General features: G+C 45.3%; 20 protein-coding genes. 13 read left to right on the top strand and 7 right to left on the bottom strand.

The window, feature by feature from the left end:
- Positions 1–3: 3 nt before the first annotated feature.
- The 4 genes from pbpC (at position 4) to Q9312_RS12150 (ending at position 4,167) form a co-directional block, all read left to right on the top strand.
- Complete coding sequence (gene pbpC / locus Q9312_RS12165) at positions 4–2,367, top strand: penicillin-binding protein 1C (protein WP_309201124.1); 2,364 nt, start codon at positions 4–6, stop codon at positions 2,365–2,367.
- Positions 2,368–2,541: 174 nt separating this feature from the next.
- Positions 2,542–2,868 carry a hypothetical protein gene (locus tag Q9312_RS12160; protein ID WP_309201123.1) on the top strand — a complete coding sequence of 109 codons (327 nt, stop codon included), beginning with the start codon at positions 2,542–2,544 and terminating at the stop codon, positions 2,866–2,868.
- Between the two features lie 200 nt (positions 2,869–3,068).
- Positions 3,069–3,638, top strand: a complete 570-nt coding sequence (locus Q9312_RS12155; RefSeq protein WP_309201122.1) for a DUF1287 domain-containing protein — start codon at positions 3,069–3,071, stop codon at positions 3,636–3,638.
- A 118-nt stretch (positions 3,639–3,756) separates the two neighbouring features.
- Positions 3,757–4,167, top strand: coding sequence for a DUF1801 domain-containing protein (locus Q9312_RS12150; protein ID WP_309201121.1), 411 nt, complete (start codon positions 3,757–3,759; stop codon positions 4,165–4,167).
- A gap of 20 nt (positions 4,168–4,187) precedes the next feature.
- Here Q9312_RS12150 and Q9312_RS12145 read toward each other — a convergent pair whose 3' ends face one another.
- Entirely contained in the window at positions 4,188–4,517 is a 330-nt protein-coding gene (locus Q9312_RS12145) for a hypothetical protein (RefSeq protein WP_309201120.1), read from the bottom strand.
- A gap of 133 nt (positions 4,518–4,650) precedes the next feature.
- Between Q9312_RS12145 and Q9312_RS12140 the strand changes: the two genes are divergently transcribed.
- Positions 4,651–4,893: a DUF3820 family protein gene (locus Q9312_RS12140; protein ID WP_309201119.1), complete on the top strand. Its 243-nt coding sequence runs from the start codon at positions 4,651–4,653 to the stop codon at positions 4,891–4,893.
- A gap of 6 nt (positions 4,894–4,899) precedes the next feature.
- Positions 4,900–5,352 carry a YaiI/YqxD family protein gene (locus Q9312_RS12135; protein ID WP_309204504.1) on the top strand — a complete coding sequence of 151 codons (453 nt, stop codon included), beginning with the start codon at positions 4,900–4,902 and terminating at the stop codon, positions 5,350–5,352.
- On the opposite strand, the gene Q9312_RS12130 is transcribed toward Q9312_RS12135, so the two are convergent.
- On the bottom strand, positions 5,349–6,941 hold the full coding sequence (locus Q9312_RS12130; RefSeq protein WP_309201118.1) for an FGGY-family carbohydrate kinase: 1,593 nt from the start codon (positions 6,939–6,941) through the stop codon (positions 5,349–5,351). The two genes, Q9312_RS12135 and Q9312_RS12130, sit on opposite strands and share 4 nt — an antisense overlap.
- Positions 6,942–7,006: 65 nt before the next feature.
- A complete protein-coding gene (locus Q9312_RS12125; RefSeq protein WP_309201117.1) occupies positions 7,007–9,058 on the bottom strand; it encodes a M3 family metallopeptidase in 2,052 nt (683 codons plus the stop codon).
- A 105-nt stretch (positions 9,059–9,163) separates the two neighbouring features.
- Between Q9312_RS12125 and gorA the strand changes: the two genes are divergently transcribed.
- The 3 genes from gorA to Q9312_RS12110 all read left to right on the top strand — a co-directional run bounded on the left by gorA (position 9,164) and on the right by Q9312_RS12110 (position 12,352).
- Positions 9,164–10,513, top strand: coding sequence for a glutathione-disulfide reductase (gene gorA / locus Q9312_RS12120; RefSeq protein ID WP_309201116.1), 1,350 nt, complete (start codon positions 9,164–9,166; stop codon positions 10,511–10,513).
- A 67-nt stretch (positions 10,514–10,580) separates the two neighbouring features.
- Positions 10,581–11,114 (top strand): gamma carbonic anhydrase family protein, encoded by a 534-nt coding sequence (locus Q9312_RS12115; protein WP_309201115.1) that lies wholly within the window; start codon positions 10,581–10,583, stop codon positions 11,112–11,114.
- Positions 11,115–11,191: 77 nt separating this feature from the next.
- Positions 11,192–12,352 carry a methyl-accepting chemotaxis protein gene (locus Q9312_RS12110; protein WP_309201114.1) on the top strand — a complete coding sequence of 387 codons (1,161 nt, stop codon included), beginning with the start codon at positions 11,192–11,194 and terminating at the stop codon, positions 12,350–12,352.
- 23 nt (positions 12,353–12,375) lie between these two features.
- Here the strand turns inward: Q9312_RS12110 and aroE are convergent, their stop codons facing one another.
- Positions 12,376–13,170 carry a shikimate dehydrogenase gene (aroE, locus tag Q9312_RS12105; RefSeq protein ID WP_309201113.1) on the bottom strand — a complete coding sequence of 265 codons (795 nt, stop codon included), beginning with the start codon at positions 13,168–13,170 and terminating at the stop codon, positions 12,376–12,378.
- 161 nt (positions 13,171–13,331) lie between these two features.
- Here aroE and Q9312_RS12100 point away from each other — a divergent pair, with 161 nt between their 5' ends.
- The 4 genes from Q9312_RS12100 (at position 13,332) to rep (ending at position 18,021) form a co-directional block, all read left to right on the top strand.
- On the top strand, positions 13,332–13,724 hold the full coding sequence (locus tag Q9312_RS12100) for a DUF3192 domain-containing protein (protein ID WP_309201112.1): 393 nt from the start codon (positions 13,332–13,334) through the stop codon (positions 13,722–13,724).
- 132 nt (positions 13,725–13,856) lie between these two features.
- Positions 13,857–15,371, top strand: coding sequence for a YifB family Mg chelatase-like AAA ATPase (locus Q9312_RS12095; protein ID WP_309201111.1), 1,515 nt, complete (start codon positions 13,857–13,859; stop codon positions 15,369–15,371).
- Positions 15,372–15,621: 250 nt separating this feature from the next.
- Complete coding sequence (locus Q9312_RS12090; RefSeq protein ID WP_309201110.1) at positions 15,622–15,831, top strand: hypothetical protein; 210 nt, start codon at positions 15,622–15,624, stop codon at positions 15,829–15,831.
- Between the two features lie 168 nt (positions 15,832–15,999).
- The gene (gene rep, locus Q9312_RS12085) at positions 16,000–18,021 is read left to right on the top strand and encodes a DNA helicase Rep (protein ID WP_309201109.1); all 2,022 of its coding nucleotides are present in this window, start codon (positions 16,000–16,002) and stop codon (positions 18,019–18,021) included.
- A 5-nt stretch (positions 18,022–18,026) separates the two neighbouring features.
- Here the strand turns inward: rep and Q9312_RS12080 are convergent, their stop codons facing one another.
- From Q9312_RS12080 to Q9312_RS12070, 3 genes are all read right to left on the bottom strand, one after another.
- Positions 18,027–18,899 (bottom strand): retroviral-like aspartic protease family protein, encoded by an 873-nt coding sequence (locus tag Q9312_RS12080; RefSeq protein WP_309201108.1) that lies wholly within the window; start codon positions 18,897–18,899, stop codon positions 18,027–18,029.
- A gap of 137 nt (positions 18,900–19,036) precedes the next feature.
- Positions 19,037–21,037, bottom strand: coding sequence for a methyl-accepting chemotaxis protein (locus Q9312_RS12075; RefSeq protein ID WP_309201107.1), 2,001 nt, complete (start codon positions 21,035–21,037; stop codon positions 19,037–19,039).
- 179 nt (positions 21,038–21,216) lie between these two features.
- On the bottom strand, positions 21,217–24,420 hold the full coding sequence (locus Q9312_RS12070; RefSeq protein ID WP_309201106.1) for an amidohydrolase family protein: 3,204 nt from the start codon (positions 24,418–24,420) through the stop codon (positions 21,217–21,219).
- Between the last annotated feature and the right edge of the window lie 52 nt (positions 24,421–24,472).

Raw genomic sequence — 24,472 nt, 5'->3', positions numbered from 1 at the left:
CCTATGCAAAAAAATACATTGGCTTGGCAGAAATTATCAGCCTGGGGAGTTCGTCAGCTAAGGCGTCTCCTTTTGCTGGTGTTTAGCGCTTGGCTGACTTTTTTATTAGCTGACTTTTTATTTCCTTTGCCAACCTTTAAGGCCAACCAAGGGTTTGCTCAAGTCATTACTGATCGTAACGGGGTCCCTCTTCGGGTGTTTGCTGATGAGCAAGGTGTTTGGCGTTACCCAACGTCTAAAACTTTAGTTTCCCCGTATTATTTGGAAGCCTTATTGGGTTACGAAGATCGTTGGTTTTATCAACACCCTGGGGTGAATCCTCTCGCACTAGGTCGAGCTGTTTGGCAGTGGATGTATTACGGTCGTCCGGTTTCAGGCGGGTCGACTTTGACCATGCAAGTTGCTCGGTTACTCGACCCACATGAAAAAACACTGGCTGGAAAAGCCAAGCAGATGTTCCGAGCGTTGCAACTGGAGTGGCATTTTTCGAAGGACGAAATTTTAAATCTGTACTTAAATCATGCACCTTTTGGCGGCACGCTTGAAGGGGTTGAAGCGGCGAGTTACGCCTATTTGGGCAAGTCGTCACGTGATCTTACGCGAGCAGAAGCCGCTCTTTTGGCGGTTTTACCTCAGTCGCCTTCACGGCTGCGCCCCGATCGTTATCCGTCTCGTGCTCAAGATGCTAGAAATAAAGTGTTGAGTCGCTTGGCCGACAATCAAACGTGGTCGCCTTCAGAAGTCGCCGATGCGCGATTAGAGTCAGTCGTTGCTTACTATCATGGCACGCCGATGACCGCTCCTTTATTGGCAAGACGATTGCACCAAGAGCAACCGCACCAGCAAGTGATCAAAACAACGCTAGATGCGGAGTTACAGTTGTCACTAGAACAACTGTTGAATGATTATATTGCAGCATTTCCACAAGGCACTTCGGCTGCGGCTTTAGTCGTCGATAATCGTGATATGTCAGCATTAGCCTATCTAGGGAGTGCAGACTTTGCTAATCAAAGTCGCTTCGGGCATATCGATATGATTAATGCCTACCGGTCGCCGGGCTCAACATTAAAACCATTACTGTTTGGACTCTCTCTTGATCAAGGCATTATTCATGAACAGTCGATGTTGCTAGATGTTCCGGCAGACTTTAACGGCTATCGACCCGACAATTTCGTAAAGGGATACAGTGGACTGGTTTCGGCCCGACAAGCATTACAGCGCTCGTTAAATATTCCTGCTGTTCAGCTTCTCCAGCAATTAACGCCCGATGTATTTTACGCGCGCTTGGCTCAAGTTGGTGTCACTTTATCTTTGCCAGAAGGTGCTACGCCAAATCTTGCAATGATTTTGGGTGGTGTGAGTAGCTCCATGGAAGATCTCGTGACCGGATTTGCAGTTTTCGGAAGAAATGGCAAAACCCGCCCTATACGTTTTACACAAGATGCACCGATTGCCGTAGAACGACCTTTGATCAGTGACGGAGCCGCTTGGGTTACCGCGAATGTTTTACGCGAGGTTTCACTGAGTGAAGCCGACACGCAATTGGCTACCCGGGTTGATCAAAATATTGCCTTCAAAACGGGCACCTCGTATGGCTATCGAGATGCTTGGGTGTTGGCTAGCAGTAAGAACATAACCATTGGGGTTTGGGTCGGTCGACCAGATGGTACTCCTCTGGCGGGTAACTTTGGCCGGAATACTGCGGTTCCTTTACTCAAAATTATTTTGGAGCTTATGCCTGATCATTTGCTGGAAGTCCCCGAGCGTCCTTCGAGTATTGAGCGAAATAAAGTCTGTTGGCCACTCGGTACCTTGCAGTCACAACAACAGTCACACTGGTGCTATCAAACTAAGACGGCATGGTTAATCGATAATGTGGCTCCGCCCAGTATTAAGGATCCTTTTTTAACGCAATGGGGCAGCTACTTGACCCAGGTTGACGTTGACCAAGAGGGACATCGAGTAAACCCGACTTGTGGTGTTACGGCCAAGCGTCATGCAATCGCCGTTTGGCCGTTGGCGGCAGAACCATGGCTACCAAAAGCTTGGCATCGTGATGCGTTACTTCCTAAATGGGCCAAGACCTGTACTCCTTCAGGAAATGATGTTCGGCTAAAAATCGTTGGCTTACAGTCAAAAACCGAACTTTACACATCAACGGAAGCACCCTTGTTACTCAACCTCGACGTTTTAGGTGCGCAAGGTGATGTGCATTGGTTTCATAACGGGCATTGGATCGGAGCTTCTACTAAACCTTACAAACGGGCATTGACCATCAGCTCGGTTGGCCCACAACGACTGACGGTGATGGATGCTCGGGGGCTAACCGAAACCATCGAGTTTCAAGTACTGAATCAAGGCGGTTGATTAAATATTGCACTGCAGCGAAAGCTACTGCTTGAGATATTTTGTATCTTATTGATTTTAATAGAAAAACACCCGTAAATAACCTGGTTAAATAAAAACCATTGTCATGAGTCTATAATTTGATATGTTCAGCTAATAAGTAAAAAAATAGACCGTTTAAATTAGAGGTGGGACATGCTAGAAGTAATTTTGGCAGTAGCGTTAGCAGCAATCATGATGGCTGTTTATCAAGGACTACGCGGTGGCTTTGAGTATCTCAATCAAGCTCGTTTGGAAGCAAAAGCCAACGTAGTGACCGCTCCACGCTGGCTGCAAGCGTTAATGCTGTTGGCTTTCGCGACATTGATTGGTGAGTTAGTTTTTATTTGGATGTCGCAAGTTTGGTTAGTCGCGTTGGCGATTACAGTGGGCACATTTATGGTCTCAGTTTCGCTTAAAATGTTGTTTATGCCGCGCAGTGAAAGCGACTTTTACCAACGAGTTTTTGGCGAGGCGAATTAGGATTTCGAGAAGCGGATTAGGTTTTCGAATAGCTAAATGATTTAATAATAATAATTAATGAAAGATAAATGGCGGGTATTATCCCGCCTTTTTTTTGCCTAGAAAATCTCCTGAGCTTTGTAAGTGAGATAATTAGACATGGTTTGCGCATTCAGACGTTTTTAAGCAAACGATGAAATAAACTCAATAGGTATCGAGAAATGCGTCGTTTTCCAATGATATTGGCCGTGTTATTAGTGAATAGTGCACATGCCGAACTTGATGTTCAACAGCTCGTAGAAGCCGCCAAAGAGCGCACGAAAAAGATCGTTATCTACGATGGTGGCTATCGAAAGCTTGATTACCCGATGGGTGATGTTCCAGAGAATATTGGTGTTTGCACCGATGTCATCATTCGCAGTTTGCGTAAAGTAGGCCTCGATCTGCAACAAGCGGTGCATGAAGATATGCGAGAAAACTTTGCGTTGTATCCTGCAAATTGGGGATTAACTAGGCCAGACTCTAATATTGATCATCGTCGAGTGCCTAATTTAGAAGTTTATTTTTCGCGTTTTGCAGAGACGCTTCCTGCCACTCGAGACGCAGAATATAAAGCCGGCGATATCGTGTCTTGGCGGTTAAAGAATGGGTTGCCTCACATTGGAATTTTGGTTGATCGAGACTCTAACGATGGGCGGCGTCCACTGGTTGTTCATAACATTGGCGCCGGTGTTGTAATGGAAGATGTCTTATTTGAATATCAACTGGTTGGTCATTTTCGTTTGAAGTAGCTTATGGTCGACTCAACAAGGGTGGCAATACAAAGCATTCGATGAACGCTCATCAATAAAACTCACTGAAACGGTCACTGGCCATTGCTAATTCGAGAAGATCACAAGGAGGCAAACTTTGAAAACACAGGTCAATGAAAAAGATGTCGCTCACTTTTTATCGACGGTTGAACCAAAAGCTCGACGAGACGACGCTTTGCAGCTGATGAGTCTGCTGGGTGACTTGTGCGGTTGGCCGGCGCAAATGTGGGGCGATTCGATTGTTGGGTTTGGCAGTTACCGCTATCAGTACGCAAGCGGCCGCAGTGGCGACTGGATGCGTATTGGATTCTCACCGCGCAAAAGCGCTTTAGTACTCTATGTAATGGATGGCTTTAGTGAACGAGAACAATTACTTGAGCGTTTAGGTAAACCAAAATTAGGCAAGTCGTGTTTATACATTAAACGCTTAAAGGAACTCGACATTCTCGCATTAACTGAGCTGATCGAAGCGTCACTTGCTCGAATGCAAGAGCGCTACCCAGAGTAATCAGTTTCTTAGCTTTGTATTTAGCCGGCATAAAGTGTTTGATAGGCGTAGAAGGCTATTGGACTGGCTATAACGAAGACAATCCAGTTGATCCATATCATCGGCTTTTTCCAGTTCTTCCAACTGTAGTAGGCAATCATGGGTAACATCAAAACCACCGCAATTGACGATAACAGATAATATTTCGCGGCTTTTCCGATTCCGGCTAACGCAAAAGCAATAATAACGGGTATGCCGGCTTTTTTATCTTGCAGCATCGAGTAAAATACGATGAGTCCTAGAGCCAAAGCGGCGGCAGCAGCAGACAGGGCAAACACAAGGCCCCATTGAGAGAATTCTTCGGGTGTCATATTAAAATGTTAGTTAACTAAAGCAGCGGCTATTATACCTAGCTCTCGGCTTTAAATCGAAAATTTGCCATGATCGCGATCAAACCATCGCAGGCTTTAATGGTCAACTCAGTCAATATGTAGGTGAAGTGTATTGGAACCGTCTCAAGAATTGATTTCGGCTATTAATCAAACCATGCCGTTTGGTAAATATGCAGGAAGGGCGTTACTCGAGCTACCTGAGCCTTACTTGGTGTGGTTCAAACAAAAAGGGTTTCCTAACTCTAAACTAGGGCGACAACTTGAACTCATGTATGAGATAAAATTAAATGGGTTGGAATCTATGCTCCTGCCTTTGCTGAAGTCAGAGCAACATCATTTTAAGGATGAAAAGTAAATGAGTGTGAGTATCTGGGTTGATGCAGACGCTTGCCCAAATGTTATAAAAAGTATTTTATTTCGCGCGGCGCAGCGTTCCAAAATAATGACCACCTTGGTTGCGAATCAACCCTTATCGACGCCCAACTCAGCGTACGTGCGAGCCATTCAAGTTCCGCCGGGGTTTGATGTAGCCGATAATGAAATTGTTCGTCGTGCTAATCAAGGAGACTTAGTTGTTACTCAAGATATTCCTTTAGCCGCAGAACTGATTGCTCTAGGTGTTGCCGTTATTACGCCGCGCGGCGAACGACTCACAAAAGAAAATATCGGTGGTCGACTGAATATACGTGACTTTATGGACACCATGCGGGCGTCTGGCGTGGTAACCTCAGGCCCTCCCGCTTTATCGCAACAAGATCGACAGGCATTTGCTAATAGTTTAGATAGCTGGATTGCACGACAACCAAAAGCCTAATCAAGATTTTTTATGATGCGATAAAATGGAGCCAGTCGCGGATACAATTTACGATAAATTTGACGATAGAGCTTACGATACAAGGGCACATTTTGCGGATTTGGTTCTACTCTTCTTGAAACATGGCACATGCTGTCGACAGCGTCTGAGTAGGTATCGAAAACACCAAGGCCGACCGCAACATTGATCGCAGCACCTAAACCAGACGTTTCATGAGTGTGAGGAAGCAATACCGGTAAATCGAAAATGTCTGCGGTAACTTGTAACGCAGTTTCACTCTGTGCTCCACCCCCAGAAACGAATAGTTCTGTTACTCGACGTCCACTGCGCTTCTCCATTTTTTCTTTGCCATTACAGAGTCCGTAAGCAATCCCTTCGATGAGTGCGCGATACATATGGGCTTTGGTGTGGCCATCGTTAAAGCCAATAATCGCCCCTCTTGCCTCTGGCCCTGGATAGCGTACACCTGGGCTCCAGTAAGGCTGTAAAATCAAGCCATCTGATCCGGCCGGTACTTTCATTGCTAGATTATCCAGTAACGCCTCGGTGCTAGTATCGGTTTCGCGCGCTTCTAAAAATTCCTTGTGAGCAAACTGCTGTTTAAACCAGCTGACCATCCAATAGCCGCGATAAATTTGATATTCACAGGTATAAAAATTGGGTACTGCAGCAGGATAAGCGGGTAAATATCGAATGGGTTCAATGTACTTAGGCGACAGAATATTGAAGGTTGCTGTGGTTCCGTAACTGATTTGGCCCTGATGCTTCGCTAAAGCTCCACATCCCAAGGTTTCACAGGCTTTGTCAGCGGCGGCTGCGATAACCGGAAGTCCGGTTGGAATACCAGTTTGCTCCGCAGCACTGGCCGTGACCTCGCCAATCTGCCCACCGACCGAAACCAATTCTGGTAAGTGTTTCGGAAGAAAAGGACAGGCTTGCCATTTCCAGTCACTTTTCTTTGCCCAACGGTGACGTTTGTAATCAAACGGCAGGTAACCCACTTGAGAGCCAATGGAGTCTTTAAACTGTGCGGTGAGTTGGTGGTTAAGGTAGCCGGATAACAGTAATATCTTCTCGGAACGTTGGACAATGTCAGGCTGGTGCTGCCACAGCCAATTGATTTCGGCATTTTCCATAAATTGAGTGACCGTTTGTTTAACGCCAGCCACTTTAAATGCGAGCCGCCACCACCACTTTATTGTCGGTAGTTTAGTGGCGGTGCGTTGGTCCATCCAAGTAATCGCGGGTCGCTGAGGTTCTCCGTTTTTATCGACGCAAATGATGGTCGCGCGCTGAGTGGTGACCGTCATACCGACAATGTTCGTGCGTTCTACGCCGGGTAAAGACCAAAGTTTCTGACACGCGCGGCACAGCGAGTCCCAAAAGTAATGGGCATGATGCTCGACCCAACCGGGCTGATCGGAAAAATATCCTTCCAGTGGAACTTGTGATTTCGCGATCAATGTTCCGTGTCTGTCGAATATTAATGCTCGTACGGATTGGGTTCCACAATCAATGATGAGAAATTGCGCTGCTGAATTAAGGTCTGACACGGCTGATGACTGCTTGTTGTATTTTGACTGCAGCATAGCAGAAACCTCTGGCAGCGACGAGCCAGAGGTGTTGCATGGTAAATTAGACCCTCATTTTGGGGTTAGTTAATGCCAGAGTGGCGGAGTAGTGAATCGACTTCAGGCTCGCGACCTCGAAATGCCGTAAACAGTGCCATTGCAGGTTCTGAACCGCCTTTCTCTAGTATTTTTTGTTTAAACGCTGCGCCAGTTTCTGGGTTGAGAATCCCCTCTTCTTCAAATTTACTAAAGGCATCTGCACTCAATACCTCAGCCCATTTGTAGCTGTAATAACCAGCACTGTATCCACCGGCAAAAATATGAGAAAAAGAATTTTCAAAGCGATTCCATAATGGCGGGATCACGACGGCAACTTGTTGGCGAACTTGATTTAAAGTGTCGCGAATGTCGATTGGATCATTGGATGTTTGGGCGTGCAAACGAAAGTCGAACAAGGAGAACTCCAGTTGACGTAGCATCATTATCGCAGACTGAAAGTTTCGCGCTGCCAGTAGCTTTTCACGCAAAGCATCGGGCAATGCATCACCACTTTGATAGTGCGCAGAGATCAATGCTAACCCTTCTTCTTGATAGCAAAAGTTCTCCATAAATTGACTGGGTAACTCTACCGCGTCCCACTCGACGCCATTGATTCCACTTGCACTCAAATAGTCGACTTGTGTCAACATGTGGTGCAAACCATGACCAAACTCATGGAACAAAGTAACGACTTCATCGTGAGTTAACAGTGCGGGTTTATCGCCTACCGGAGGGTTGAAGTTGCAAGTAAGCATGGCAACTGGCTGCTGAACGTCGCCGTTAGCAAATTTAAATCGGCTGCAGTAATCGGCCATCCAGGCACCACCACGCTTGTGCGACCGGGCAAATAAATCGAGATAAAAGCGCGCGATCCTCTGTCCATTGGAATCTTTCACTTCAAATAAACGTGCGTCTTTGTGCCAAGTGTCAAAGGACTCCGTCGACTCGTGAATGTTCACTGAAAAGATTTTTTCTGTGATCTGAAAGAGACCAGACAAAACTTGATCGACCGGAAAATAAGGACGCAATTCTTCGTCGGATATCGTGTACTTTTTCTCTTTTAACTTTTCACTGGAATACAGCATATCCCATGGTTCCAAGGTTTCTAAGCCAAGGTGACTCTGAGCAAATTCGCGAAGTTCGGCTAGCTCCTGCTCTGCCTGTGGTTTTGATCGTTTGGCTAAGTCATATAAGAACTCAAACACTTGCTCTGCGGAATTCGCCATTTTGGTGGCGATGGATAAATCACTGTAATTTGCAAACTCCAATAGCTCGGCTAGTTCGCGACGAAGTTGAATAATCTCATTCATAATTGGCGCATTATCAAACTGCGATTGTTCGGCCAGCTCAGACGCGCGAGTTGTGTAAGCTCGATAGACTTCTTCTCGTAATTCTCGATTATCGGCGTAGCACATCACCGCATAGTAGCTTGGAAACTCTAAATTAATCAGTGCCCCAGAGTGATCACTGTTGGTCGCATTTTGCTGTAACAAAGCCAATGACGATTCGGGTAGGCCTGATAACAGCTCAAGATCCTCAATATGCTTGGTCCACGCCATGGTAGAGTCGAGCAAGTTTTGTTCATATCGTGACGACAATTCAGATAGACGCTTTTGAATATCGCCGTAGCGAGCTTTTTCGGCCTCTGGTAAAGATACACCCGCCAATTTGAAACTGCGAAGTTCGTCCACGAGGATTTGCTGCTGGGCCGGATCCAAAGAAAGTTGCTCACGTCGTTCATACAAAGATTTGACTGCTTGGTATAACTTCTCGTTTTGTCCCAACCAAGTGCTGTACTCGGATAGCAGAGGCAAACAGTCGTCATAGGCTTTGCGTAGCGCTTCTGAGTTGGTAACAGAGTTCATATGGGATACCGGTGACCATTGCTTATCGAGCTGGTTCGACATGACTTCTAATGGCAGCATCAAACTCTCCCAAGTCACTTCATCACTGCTTTCAAGCAGCGCTTCAATGGCCGCTTTGGACTGCTGCAGAGTTTGTCGAATGGCGGGCTCTATATGTTCGGGTTTGATTTGGCTAAAAGGCGCTAAATCGTATTCATTAAGTAATGGATTGTTGGATTCTTGTTCGGTCATCTATTTTTCCTGTCGAATTAATCGAATTATCCCAAGTGATAACTTTGCTATTATCCCCTAAACTATGGGCTAAATTTGCAGTCACAAGCATTAATAGGAATTATTTTGAGTATATACGACTTTGACTATCTAGCGATCGGTGGTGGCAGTGGCGGAATCGCGTCGGTTAATCGAGCGGCCATGTACGGAAAAAAATGCGCCATTGTTGAAGCAAATGCATTGGGCGGCACCTGCGTCAATGTGGGCTGTGTTCCCAAAAAGGTGATGTGGTTTGGCGCGCACATTGCTGAAGCAATTAAGTATGCTCCCGATTATGGGTTTAATTTAGAGCAAGGGGACTTTAATTGGGATGTGCTGGTCAAGAATCGCGATGCCTATATTCAAAGAATTCATCAGTCGTACGATAATGTCCTTGCTAAAAATGGGGTGCAAGTCATTTCGGGTTATGCAAAATTTGTTGATGATCATACCGTTGAAGTAAACGGTAAGCAGATCACCGCTGAGCATATTCTGGTGGCGACGGGTGGAACGCCTGTTATTCCCGATTTACCAGGTGCAGAGTTGGGCACTGACTCAGATGGCTTTTTTGCGTTCACAGAGCAGCCGAAACGAGTTGCAGTCATCGGAGCTGGTTATATCGCTGTCGAAATCGCCGGTGTTTTGAATGAACTCGGCAGTCAGACGCATTTGATTGTTCGAAACGAAAAGCCTTTGCGTCAATTTGATCCAATGCTGGCGGATACCCTCGTTGAAATCATGCTGGAGTCGGGGTTGCATTTGCATAATAACAGCACTCCCGTTGGGTTAATTGAAACGGATCAAGGCATTGTTGTTGAGTTGCATGATGGTAGTCAGGTCGGCCCAGTGGATGAGGTGATTTGGGCAATTGGGCGAGCCCCGATGACGGATAACCTAAACTTATCAGCCGCTGGAGTCGCCTGCGACGAGCAAGGCTTTATTCAAACGGATGAATATCAGAATACCAACGTACCCAACATCTTTGCCGTTGGTGACAACACCGGACGCATCGCTTTAACTCCAGTAGCCGTGGCCGCTGGACGACGATTGTCAGAACGACTGTTCAATAATAAACCGAATGAACGATTAGATTATTCGAATGTACCGACGGTGGTATTCAGTCATCCTGCCATTGGAACCGTTGGGCTTTCTGAGCCCGAAGCTAGAGAAGAGTACGGCGATGCTGTAAAGGTCTATCAGTCGAGTTTCACCGCCATGTACTCTGCTGTAACACAACACCGACAACCCACTCGTATGAAACTGGTCTGCGTCGGAGAGGACGAAAAAGTGGTTGGGGTGCATGTGATAGGCTTGGGTGCCGATGAAATCCTGCAAGGGTTTGCGGTGGCGGTTAAAATGGGTGCAACCAAAGCCGACTTAGATAACACAGTGGCGATTCACCCGACATCAGCGGAAGAATTTGTCACAATGCGGTAGGCTTTGTGCTTGCTGTTTTGCAACAACGCGTTAAAATCGCGCAATGACATTAAAGACTGGATAAAGCATGAACATACGTCCTTTTGAAACTATGAAGCCACAATTGGGTCAACGCGTATTCGTTGATCCGACCGCTTTGGTCGTTGGACAGGTCGAAATTGGTGATGACAGCTCGATTTGGCCGATGGCGGTGTTGCGTGGTGATGTTCATGCCATTTCAATTGGTGCCCGAAGTAGTATTCAAGACGGTGCGGTATGCCACGTTACTCATGCCAGTCATTACAACCCAGACGGTCACTCGTTGGTGATTGGTGACGATGTCACGGTCGGGCACAAAGCAATGCTGCATGGCTGTAAGATCCATAACGAAGTTTTAATAGGCATGGGCTCTGTCGTGATGGACGATGTGATCATTCATTCGAATGTGGTGCTTGGCGCCAACAGTGTGGTTCCTCCGGGTCGTGAGCTTGAAGGAGGATTCCTTTGGGTAGGATCACCAGCGAGAAAGATCCGCGCACTCACCGAAGAAGAAGTCGCCTTTTTTAAATACTCAGCCGATAATTACGTCAAACTGAAAGACCGTTATCTAGCCAGTGCTTAGGCATTGTTGGCAAATATTTGCATCTTTAAAATATCAACTACACTTACTAGCGGGCTCGTTAAAATAGTTCTCAAATAATGCGTCATCGCTCGCTAGTACTTACCATCATCGCTGCCGTCATTTTCGCTTCGGCCTTATTGCAATGGCCGTGGCTGACCTACGCGTGCTGCCTCGCCCTGATACTGGTGGTTATTTGGGACTCGAGAACTCAACCAGTTGAACCTGCAAACACTGCTCCCGTCATCTCGTCTAGTGAACTCAAGGATCACGAAACCTTGATTGATCAAATTCTCAGTTTAGGCGAGGCTGAATTTATTTTATTGAACAATGAATTGACGCAAGCGGCGGGTATTTTAGAAGATGCCAGCTCAGAATTGACTGGATCATTTACAGGTATGCAATCTGCGTCGAGTTCACAGCGTGAAATCTTAATGGAGTTGATTCAGAGCTTAATGGCTTTGGCTGAGCCGACCAAAGACGCGAATTCAGAAATCGAAGAGCGTACGGTGGCGCTTCATGAAATATTCAAATCTTTAATTCAAGAGTGTTCGGCGTTTCACCTTTCTCGTTCTCGAGTGAAAAAGAAATTTGCCGAGATGTCTGATCGCGTGGCTCACGTCGACAGCCTTTTGAGCGATATTAACAGCATAACTGACCAAACGAATTTATTAGCTTTAAATGCTGCCATTGAAGCGGCCAGAGCCGGAGACGCGGGGCGTGGATTTGCAGTGGTGGCCGATGAAGTTCGCGCGTTATCTCAACGTACGCACCAATTTAGCAGTGACATTGCCAGTGACATTCAAACCATTTCATCAACCTTGTTAGAAATTACGGACAATAGCAGTGGGCTATTCACCGACCAAATGACAACACTCGAGCAGCATGAAGATGAAATTGCGGACATGTTTAATGATATTCATCGTGTGGTGGGTGATGCTGAGAAAAAAACAGAAAGCGTTCGCGAGTTGGCCGAGCGAATATCAAGTCATATTAACTCGGGTGTGCAGTCGCTCCAATTTGAAGACATGATTCAGCAGATTTTGGCGCACTTACGCAGTCGACTAGAAATACTGGAATCGTTTACCCAACAAATGAAGCATCTGCCTGAATCCGTTAACCCTGAAGCTCGAGTCACTGCGCTTTCGAACGTCGTACAAGAAAAACGTGAGCAGCTTCAATCATTGCGTTCAGCGGTGTCGCAAAAAAGTATGTCGACAGGTGACGTCGATTTGTTCTAGGTTAAAACGCTTCTTGTTCGAGTTTAGATTTCTTGCGGATGCTCAGCTTCAAGCGGCTCAGTATCGGGTAATTGCCCATGCCATTGCTTGAACGACAAAGCCGCCTGTTCGACCAACATACCCCAACCATCTCGAGTATCTTTTGCTTGCATCTTCTTTGCTTGCTGCAAAAACGCTTGTGCCCTTTCTCCATAGCTGATGTCATAAACATCGCAACCCTTTAGTCCTTGCGGAAAAAATTGTTGAAGGTAATTTGCGCCACTTTCAGAAAGGGTATTGATGATTAGATTTGGTTGAAAAGATTCCGAAAAATAGTGCAACTCGCCTAACGTCTTTAGACGTGTAATTAACTTATCAGCGTTGGCTTTGGTTCGGTTGATCAGTGCAATGGAGCATTGATTTTCAAGCAGTGGTGGTAGAATTGATCGACAAGCACCGCCTGCTCCTAACACGAGAACTTGGCAGTTACGAAAGGGAAAGTCGATACGCTTGAGGTCATTGATTAAACCCTCGCCGTCGGTTGTATCACCGATCAAACGCCCTTGCTCCATCCATAAGGTATTAACTGATTGTGCTAACTCTGCTCGTTCAGTGACTTTATCAGCAAGTTCGTAGGCTTGCTGCTTAAAAGGTAAAGTGACGTTTAACCCGCTGCCGCCCTGCTCAAAAAAGTCATTAACTTCTTCTGCAAAGGTATCAGACGTCGCTAGAATTTTATCGTATTGCAAAGATAACGATAGAGACTTGGCAAACGACTGGTGGATTTTCGGTGATTGGCTATGGGCGATAGGGTTCCCGATGACGGCGCAATATTTCATATCCAACAACTGTTAATGATGTATTAGTCGACTATTGTCGCTTAACCTAGTAGCGAGAGAAACCATTTTTTCGATATGTTTTGTTACTAATCGCTTAAAGAAATAAACAGTTTTTTTGGTAACCTGTCCCCTTCGATTAAATTAAGGATGTAATAAGCGCTATGAACAAACTATCGAAATCTATCGCAGTGAACTCTCTTCGTTGGTTATCCATCTCTGTAGCAGCAGTGACCATGTCGGGCTGTGTGATTGCGATTCACGATGGTGAAATTGAAACCAAATCAGGTTGGGAAATTAAACAGCAAGAGAATGTAGCCCTATTGAGTCAGTTATCCATTGGTTCGAGTATCAATGACGTCACTGAAATTATGGGAGGTGCCGATGACACCGAAGGTTTTGAGAAAGACGGTAAAACCTATATCGTTCTTTATTATCGTACGCGTCGAGTGCACGAAGATGGCCAAACGACTCGAGATGAAACCACACCTGTGGTGTTTGAAGACGGAAAGCTGATTGGCTGGGGTGAGCAGCTGTTAGCTAAGTATCATCCTTAAGGATTAACCGACAACAACTTAAGCCATCGACTACAGCGGAGTGGGACGATGGCGCCTGATCCCAAGAGCACGAGATGATATCTTGGGATCCAACGGAATAGACACCATTCAAGGACGAATGAATCTCTCTCAATGAACCTCTCTCATATATTTTCGCGCGCCGGTGTCGGCATTGAAGCGCCGCAAGTGACCATTGAAACCCATATCTCAAATGGTTTGCCAGCACTCAGCATCGTTGGCTTACCAGAAGCGGCTGTGCGTGAGAGTAAAGATCGTGTGCGCAGTGCACTGATTAACTCAAACTTTGAATTTCCTACGCGGCGCATCACGATCAATCTAGCACCAGCGGACTTACCCAAAGATGGCTGCCGTTTTGACTTACCGATTGCGTTGGGTATTTTAGCGGCGAGTGGCCAGCTTCCCGTGCAGCACTTGGCCAACTATGAGTTTATTGGTGAGTTAGCGTTATCTGGAGAGCTACGGCCTATTCACGGCATATTACCAGCAGCGCTTGCAGCAAAGCGATCGCAAAGAATTTTAGTGTTGCCAGAGCAAAATGCGCCGGAGGCATCGTTAGTTGATGCTGAGCAACTCATTGCTCAGCAACTGCTCGATGTTGTTGCCCACTTAGTGGGACAAAAGCGATTAGATTTAAATCACCCGATTCAATCGGAACAAAGTACTGAGAAGACGCCTGACCTTATTGATGTCAAAGGACAATATGCAGCGAAGCGAGCTTTAGAAATTGCCGCCGCCGGTAAGCACAACTTATTGTTTATTGGCCCTCCTGGAACTGGAAAAACCATGTTGGCAAGTCGGTTATCGGGATTGATGCCCGAATTGTCTGATGAAGAGGCTGTAGACTGTGCTGCGATAGCATCGGTCAGTGGGCGACGACGATTAACTAAGCAATGGAAAGTTCGGCCGTTTCGAGTACCGCATCATACGGCATCGGCCGTTGCTTTGATTGGTGGTGGTAGTAACCCAAGGCCAGGCGAAGTGTCATTGGCGCACAATGGCGTCTTGTTCCTCGATGAGCTCCCCGAATTTGATCGTAAAGTGCTGGAGGTCCTTAGAGAACCGCTTGAATCAGGCTCCGTCACTATTTCTCGAGCGGCACGCCAAGCCGAATACCCAGCCCGCTTCCAGTTAATCGCTGCGATGAACCCATGCCCTTGTGGGCATTTTGGAAACGCTCGTGGGCAATGTCGCTGTTCACCGGATCAAATACGACGCTATTTGCTTAAGTTGTCCGGTCCGTTTCTCGACCGCATTGACTTGCACATAGACGTGCCTTTAATGACGCGCAAAGAGTTTACTGCGCCAGTGGATAGCGCATCGGAATCAACCGCTGAAGTGCGCTCTCGTGTTGAACAGGCGCATGCGGTGCAATACCAAAGGCAGTACAAGCTGAATGGCGACTTGCAGGCATCGGAGTTAGATCAACAGCTTGCGATTGAGCCGGCAGCTCGTGAATTTGTATTGCAGGTGATGGAAAAACTGGGACTGTCTGCTCGAGCCTATCACCGTATTTTGCGTGTTTCTCGAACCATTGCTGATTTAGAAGGCTGTGAGCAGGTTGACCGACAACACGTTTCTGAAGCGATTAGTTATCGAAAGTTTGAGCGTATGATGCAGCAAATTTAGATTTTTAAAAGGATGTCATCTGGGTGAAATAAACTCAATATAAGATATCCATCTCAAAAACGAGCTTTTAATGAGTAATATTTACTGGCAATCTCTTATTGCGGTATTAGAATTGAAAGAGTGAAAAGATTCATCATTTGGTATATCCTAATGGGTAAGTCTTCAGCGGTTTTGTGAACAAATTTTAAGTAGTTTTTGGGCAAAAGCGTGATGGAGCATGGTGAAGGAAGCGAGAAAAATGGAGTGTGGTATGAAGGAAGAGTTCGAAAGTCGTCCGTTCCCGGGCGCGCCTGGCAAGTATAACGTTCAGTTAGCCTCTTGGTTGCCAAAAATCCAAGTCAGTGTCTTCAAAGAGTCGTTGCAAGCGCAAGATTCATGGCGTTGTCGTATTGGTGGGTTAACGATTAATCCCAACAAATGGTTGCACAAAGAGCTTTGGCAGGGACCATTACGCAGTTGATCCTGTGATGGATTGTCAATTTAGAATAATCTAACGTTGGCAATTTTACACGGCTCAATTACAATCTTGATTTGAAAATGCTCCGTTTTACGGGGCATTTTTTCTTTTGAATCAATGTAATTCAAGTTTTCATCTTAGGGTGTACCCCTGTAAATTGAGTAAGTTGCCGTGGCTCACCAGCTAAATGATCGCCAACAACAAGCCGTTAACACCATAGAATCGCCTTTGCTGGTTTTGGCAGGCGCTGGGTCCGGTAAAACCAGCGTGATTACTACCAAAATTGCGCACTTGATTCGTAACGCGGGTTATAAGCCCTCGCAAATCGCTGCGGTTACCTTTACCAATAAAGCGGCCCGAGAAATGAAAGAACGAGTGAGCCAATTGCTCGGAAAAGGCAATACGCGCGGTCTAACTGTCTCCACATTCCATAATCTGGGCTTAAATATTATCCGTAAAGAACACAGGGCTCTTGGCTACAAGGCTAACTTTACGATTTTTGACGACCAAGACACTTTGGGATTGATTCGGGATCTCTGTGGTCGTAATGCTGATGCCGACAAGACCGAATTAATGGCCTTTCAAAACAAAATCTCGCAATGGAAAAATGAACTCAAGTCACCGCAAGACATTGTTAATCAAGTGACTAATCAAGATGATTTGGCGGCTGCAAAATTGTACGAACTCTATGATCGTAGTATGCGGGCATACAATGCCGTTGATTTCGATGACTTGATTCGATACCCGGTTGTTTTGTTTCAAGATAACCCAGACATATTACAAAAGTGGCAGCACAAAATTCGATACCTCTTGGTCGATGAGTATCAAGATACTAATACTTGCCAGTACGAATTAGTTAAGCTGCTTTGCGGCCGCTTTGGATTGTTCACCGTCGTTGGTGATGATGATCAATCTATTTATTCTTGGCGGGGTGCTCAGCCTGAAAATTTAGCGTTGTTACAACAAGACTATCCCAATCTAAAGGTAGTAAAACTTGAACAGAACTATCGCTCGTACGGTCGTATTTTAAAAGCCGCTAACCAAGTTATTGCGAATAATCCTCATGTTTTTGAAAAATCAATTTGGTCTGATAAGCAATACGGAGATCCGATTCGTGTCGTTGTGGCCGATAATGAAAACCATGAAGCGGAGCGTGTTGCGAATGAAATTTTGGCACACAAACTTCGGCACGGAACCGACTATTCTGATTACGCTATTTTATACCGTGGCAACCACCAAGCGCGCTTTATGGAGCGGGCTTTAGTCACCAAGCAAATTCCCTATACGGTCAGCGGCAGCACTTCATTCTTTTCTCGCACGGAAATCAAAGATATTTTGGCTTACCTTCGTTTGATCGTTAATCAAGATGATGACAATGCATTTTTACGCGTGGTGAATACACCGCGACGTGAAATTGGTCCCACTACATTAGAAAAGCTTGGTTTGTATGCACAACAGCGTCATATCAGTATGTATGAAGCATGTTTCGAAGAAGGCATAAAGGAAGAGCTACACACTAAAGGTTATGCGGCTATTACACGCTTCGTTGAGCTGATCGCACGAACGGAAGATAGCGTAAAGCGTGGCGATGTTATGGCGGTGTTACACGAATTGATTGCCTACATTGGGTATCATGGATATTTGTATGACCAATCAAGTAGCACCAAAGCGGCGGAGTTTCGCTGGAGTAATGTTCAACAACTGTTGGAATGGGTCGATCGAGAAATCCAAAATCTTGAAGAGGATGATGACAATCCATTAGCACGTGCATTAAATAAACTGTTGTTACGAGAAATGCTCGATCGAAACGAAGAAGATGAAGAACAAAATGAAGTTCAATTGATGACGCTGCATGCTTCAAAAGGATTGGAATTTAATCATGTTTATTTGATTGGCATGGAAGAAGAACTATTGCCTCATCGTTCTAGTATTGAAGAAGACAATATCGAAGAAGAGCGGCGTTTAGCGTATGTGGGAATTACTCGAGCACAAAAAACACTTACCATGACTTACGCGCGTCAGCGAAAGCAGTATGGTGAGTTAGTTGATTCGGAACCAAGTCGATTTTTATTTGAAATGCCACAAGATGATATGATTTGGGAAGAACAGCAATTACCACAAAGTGAAGAAGAGCGACAACAAAAAGGTCGTCGCAATATGGATGCACTGAGAGCAATGTTAACCGATGATTAACAATTCTATTCCGGCAAAGTTAAATACAGATTTTTGTTGTCTCGGTCTATTGTAATGGTAAAGTGCTTTAGAACGTCATAACCGACTACAAGATAATCTTTAGTATTAACATCATTATCACTTACAAGATGAAGCTCAACATTTTCTAAGCTATATGGTCCAATTTGAAAATTGTTTGTTTTACCATGCTGGTATGTCAAATGTTCTTCATGTAATCCGGAGTTGTTGGTCGACTGACTAGGCCATTCTTTAACTTTCGAATACCAAGAAGCATCCTTAATTAAATTATGTGTGAGAAATGTTCGGCTCGCGTTACCAGTATCTAACAACGTCTTCAACTCGAAACCATCAATCGACGATTTGAAGAAAATACTTGATCCAGAAACTTGCAATGGAATAGCCAACTTTTCTGGATATCGAAATGCATTCGAAGACGCGATGCGTAGTTGTAAATTGGGGTAGTCAATTTGAATGACCGGTGCTCCAAGAAAATCCATACCTAAGATGGGTGGGTAAGTGCTGTCGTCCGGCATTAACACAAACTTTACATCGCTTTTAAATACATTAGGCAAAGCGACGCTTGTTTCTTTACTGAGAAAACGTTTTTTTGACCCGGTGACACCGTGTACTTTAATCGACTGCCGAGAGCGTTTAACACTGAGTTCTTCAGCAATTTTTCCGCTCAGAACACTTCTATTTGCACCAGTATCTAGAATGGCTTCTGTCATCACCCCATTTATTTCAACTTGGATATAGATGTGATTCCCTTTTAATTCAAAGGGTACCCACTGAGAAACCATCGCTTTCTCATCTGAGTAGCTGATCTTTGCGAAAGTAAATAGAAGTCCAATAATTATGTAGCGAGCTGCTCTTAACATTTAAATATCCCTAAAAGGTGTCATTTCATTGAAATTAAACGGTTTTTTACTGAGTTTTCACGCTCAAGTCAAATTGAAACGATGACCTTCCGCTTTCGGGGTTAATACAATTACTCAGAGCGTTGATGGTTTCTATTTTAATTTCGATGAAACTCATCAACCATTGAACGCATTTTGGCTGCCAGACTGGTCATCTCTTCACCTGCCGAAATGGTCTGTTTAGAATAATGTGCGGTCGATTCAGAAATTTTTTGAATGCTTTGCAATAACTGGTCAATTTGATTCGCCAAATGTTGTTGTTGCTCGCTGGTATTTCGAGTGGCTTGATTGCGACGAGAAATTTGATCCACTGCTTCTTGAATTTGCGTAATGGCTTGTTGGAGTTGTTCGGCTTCTTGTGCCGACGCTAAGGTTTTCTCTCGACTAGAGGTCATTGAATTAACCGCTTCGCCGACGCCTTTGTGTAATGATTCTACGGTTTGTTCGATCTCTTGAGTGGAGGTTTGTGTTCGCGACGCAAGTGTTCTGACTTCATCGGCAACCACGGCAAATCCTCGTCCTTGTTCGCCGGCTCTGGCAGCTTCAATGGCAGCATTTAAGGCGAGTAGATTGGTTTGTTCCGCGATGTTTTTAATGACATCGAGTACTTGCGCAATATTGTCACTTTGCTTAGCGAGTCGATCGATCACTTGCACCGAGCTATTGATTTCAGCACTTAAGGCATCACTGGATTGCTTTGCTCGATGCATAATATCAACACTGGTACTGGTTTGTTGGTTTGAGTTATCGACGGCTGTTTGCACACCCTGAGTATTTTCTGAAATTTCATTAACAAAGGTTATTAGTTGATTAGTCGCCGATACGATTTCTTTTGTGGTGGATTGTTGTTCGCTAATAACGCTTCCTGTTTGTTGCGCAATATCTTCAACCTTTTGCGCTTGTTTGGAAACTTCATCGGAAGCACTTTCTAAAGTAATCAATAAATTCCCAACTTTTTTAATCATCCAATTAAATGATTTTTTCAGAGAGTTCATTTCATCATTGGTTTCAAAATTTGCTCGTGCGTTTAAGTCACCGGTGGCAAATCGCTCAGCCGTTTTTATCAACGTGCCTATACTCATGCCGATCGAAAATGACATTCCTATGAATAAGTAAGCAGTAAATACGACCGAAATAGCAACAATAACCAGTAAAGTTATAAGCGCTTGATTTTCGTGTGCTACGCGCTCATTGAGTAGGTTTTGCAATAGTGAGTGACCTTGTTCTATAGCCAGATCAAAAGGCTTCGCTTGTTGTTCGAAAAAAGTTAAGTAATCATTGGCTGTGATCGTTATGTCAACGGCGATGAAAAAGTTTTCATCTAAAAATGTGATGCTGTCATCGTAACTATTTTTGAGTTGCTGTTGAGCTTGAGACAGTGAAGAAAGTTTGTCTGAAATATTACTTTGATTGTTATTGTACTTTTGTAATTGCTCGGCGTTGTTGATAAATCGGTCAAGAGACGCTGACATATCGTCATACAGGCTTTGCTCAAAGGGTACCGAGGTTAAACCAAAATAGCCTACGGTTTGTGCACGAAGTAGAGGTTCTTGGTAAGTATAAATGTCTTTACTGAGCCATTGACCTAAATAAAAGGTGGCCAATTCTGGATCGTTGGTGATGCCAGATTCATTGGATAATATTTGGTACAACTGCAGTACTTCTGCTTGAGGCTTAGATAATGCTAAATACCATTGTGTGGCGGGTGAGCGTGGATCCATCGTGAGATTCTTAGCATCTTCAATGGCGTTTTTGATTAAACCGACTTGCTCGATGAATTTCGGGTTTTTTACAAAAGCGTTGTCACTGCTTTCTAAACTGGCAAGTTGTTTGTCAATGTCTTCGGCAATCTGATTCCGTTTGTTTAACTGTTGTTCACTTAAGTCTCTTTGCGCCATCATAGTTTCTAAGGTGAACTGATGGGTCGATCGATAGACTTGGTGAATCTTCGGAAATAACTGCAGTGCCAAACTTTCTCTCTCGGTGCGTTCAATAGAATTTAAGACTTGGCTCAAGTAGCCATAACCCAGCACAATGAGAGGCACTAAGAAAATGGCCGACACCAAAATAAATTTGCCGGAGTATTTGAGGCGATTCATGAATAAAATCGCCGGCATAAACAACTGTTGCATAGAAGACCTAATAAGCGTTAAGCGAATATTCGTATCTGTGCTTATAACTATAGTTCAATTTGAGTTGAGCGAGAGAAATTGGCGATTGCTCAGCAATCGCCGCTATGGAAGGGTCGTCAATATATAACGTCGTTGTTTTTCATGGCTTAACGCTCGAAATAGAAAGGCTTCCGTAATTTGGGGTGGTTACCGACTTGATTCATAGTTTCTACGTCATACAGTCGGCCATTTAGCATAACCTGATCAACTTGATCTGATTGGCGAATGTTTTCTAGTGGGTTAGCATTGAGAATGACCAAGTCAGCCAGTTTACCTGGTTCAAGCGAGCCGAGGTCATTGTCTAAACCTAAATAGCGCGCACTGTCGATGGTGGCTGTTCTAAGCGCTTGCAATGGCGTCATACCACCTTGTGCGAACATCCAGATCTCCCAATGAGAGCCAAGTCCCTCGCGTTGTCCGTGTGCGCCCATATTGACTCCAACGCCTAAAGATTGAAGCTTCGCAGCGACTTTGGCGACATTAACGTGATTGTAATCTTCTTCTGGTGCGAGAGTTCGGCGAATCGCTCTTGGCCACAATACATCCTTTGGCACATACTTGGATAACAGTGGGTGTTTCCAAACCTCTTGATGTTGATACCAATAGTTTTCGCCCCAAATGCCGCCGTACGCAACCACTAGGGTCGGAGTGTAGCCAACCTGAGTTTGTGACCATAATTGCTCCACATCGGCATAAATTTCTGCCGTAGGAAAAGAGTGCTCAATGCCAGTATGGCCGTCGACAATCATGGTTAAGTTATGCTGAAGTAATGAACCTCCCTCTGGAACGACCATCAGGCCTGTTTGCCGAGCAGCGTCGAGAATTTGCTGACGTTGATCACGTCGTGGCTGGTTATAGGATTTTACGCTGATCGCGCCAACAGACTTCATTCGTTGCAAATGATCCAAAGCGTCTTTGCGAGCATCAACTTCCGCCATTATGGAGGCTTCGGCACCGTATAGTATGGTCCCTGTCGAAAAAATTCGAGGGCTGACGATCATCCCCTTTTTCGCCAATTCGCTTGCGGCAAAAATCGTTGATGTATCGTTTGAAGGGTCGTGCAATGTGGTCACCCCAAAGGCCAGCGACGCGTAGTTAACCCAGTTTTGCTGAGGAATAATTTCCGTTCTGCCCTGCGCGCCATGCCAGTGCACGTCGACCAGCCCAGGAATAATGGTTTTTCCGGCTAAATTTATTCTCTTTGCACCGCGAGGAACGGTAAGCCTACCGGTCTCACCAATCGCTGTAATACGGTTGCCCTCAATGACTATTTCGCCATTTTCAATGACTTGATCGTTCTTCATTGTGATGATTCGGGCGTTAGACAGTAAATAACTTCCGCGCGGAACGTCGGTACTGGCTTTGAAGTTAAGCTCAGTGATGGTCGGCGCAGAAAATTCTCCTGCTGCATTTTTCTTCACCGAAAACAGACTGGCACCTTGAGACCAGTACAAAGAGTCGCTGTTGGCCGTCCAACTTAAATTTTCGCCAGAGAAGGTACTGACTCTTTGAACAGGAAAGGCATTGCCTTTAGCGCCGCTATTAATACTGTGTCCGGTTTCTGTAAAAGGGGCTAGATACACTTGATAACGTTCGACAAATGCCACCCATTGCCCATTCGGAGACACCTTAAACTCAGTAGCCCAAGGTGTTGATAGACGAACCTGCCTATCGAATCCGTCCAAGTTAATGTCGACCAATGACTGCTTGGCTTCCTTACCATGATGTGTTGTCTCGGTGACCCACAAACGTTCGTTACTATTGGCAAAATGAGGATGGCTGCCGGTGCCACTTACAAAGGTGATGTCATCGCCATCGTCATCCATGATGTAAATGCCCTCTCGTTCACCATAACTTGTACCTAGCAGGTTGCTGCCGGGTAGTTTTTGGAAAGCTATCTTTTCGCCATTGGGTGAAAATGAAGGGGCGATGTAGTGGCCGGGTTGCTGAGTTAATGCCTCACCGCGTCCACCGCTTGCTCGTACTTTACGAACACTGCCAAAGCTTTGATCATTCCAAGTGGTATATACGATGTATCGACCGTCAGGTGAATAACTGGGGTAAAACTCAAAGTGGTCGTTCTGGCGGGTAAGCCGGGATGGCTTTCCATCAGGTAAAGACTTTCGATAGAGGTGTCCGAGTGCCTGAAACACCACTTCATCTCCTGTTGGCGAAACTTGCACCCAACGCAGCATTTTTACATCGAACTCTTCCGGACTGACGTTCACTCCGAAGCGAACAGCAGAGCGAATTTCGCGGCGATCAGTTATCTGAAATGGAATGTCTTTGACCGCTAAAGTTTGCGTATTTAAGCGTTTAATTTTTCCGCCTGCCCAAAACACAATATCGTTACTGTCCGGCAACCATGCGATATTCGGGTAAACGCCATGGATTGCCCATGTTTCTTGCATATCGCGGTCTAACTGTTGATAAACCGGAGCGATTTTACCCGTCTCTAACTCCTTGATGAATAAGCTGGATTGATTGCGTATTCGGCGTACGAAGGCGAGCTTTTTACCATCTGGTGAAGGTGCCGGACGTACTGCGCCACCAGGTCCACTCACTTCTTTTTCGATGTCTCCGTTGTGGCGATTAACACTGAAAATTTCATAAATTTGCGAGTTCGAGTTTTTGCTGTATTCGAATACTTTGCCAGGCGTAGAATCTCGGCTGAAAAATACCTTCTTACCGTCAGGTGAGAACACCGGCTCTCCGAGATCTTTTTGATCGTTAGGGCGCTTGGTCAGTTGAACGCCCTTCCCACCACTGATGTGGTACATCCAAATTTCTCCGGCTCCTAATGAGCGACGAGAAGTAAAGTGTTTTCGAGCGACTAAAAACTGACCATCGGGAGACCAAGCGGGATTGTTAAGCAGTCGAAATTGTTCATTAGTAATTTGTTTGGCATTCTTGCCATTGCGATTCATAACCCACAGGTTGTCGCCACCACCGGCATCTGATGTGTAGGCAATGTATTGGCCATCGGGACTGAATTTCGGTTGCATGTCCCAAGCCATTCCTGAGGTTAGTTTTGTCGGACTTCCGCCTTCGATGGGCATTGAATAAAGATCGCCGAGTAAGTCAAAGACCAACGTCTTGCCATCGGGAGATACATCGATATTCATCCAAGTACCGCTGCTCACGTTAATATCAACCCACTGAGAATCCCCTGGCGGCTGATTGACTGTCCAAGTCGGTGAGTCGCTTTTTTGTTCCGCATGGCTAAGTGAGCCAAAAAGACCAAGTAACAGGACTAAGGCGCTTTTGACTGCAGGGTTTTTGGCGATTGCCGTTAGAATTGAGAAGCTCATGACAAAATTCCCATTTTTAATATGATTTACTTATGCTTTCGTGCTTTTTATG

Origin of the sequence: Pleionea litopenaei, assembly GCF_031198435.1 — a bacterium.
In the GTDB taxonomy this organism is placed as follows: domain Bacteria; phylum Pseudomonadota; class Gammaproteobacteria; order Enterobacterales; family Kangiellaceae; genus Pleionea; species Pleionea litopenaei.
This window is presented reverse-complemented; position numbering and strand designations above follow the sequence as displayed.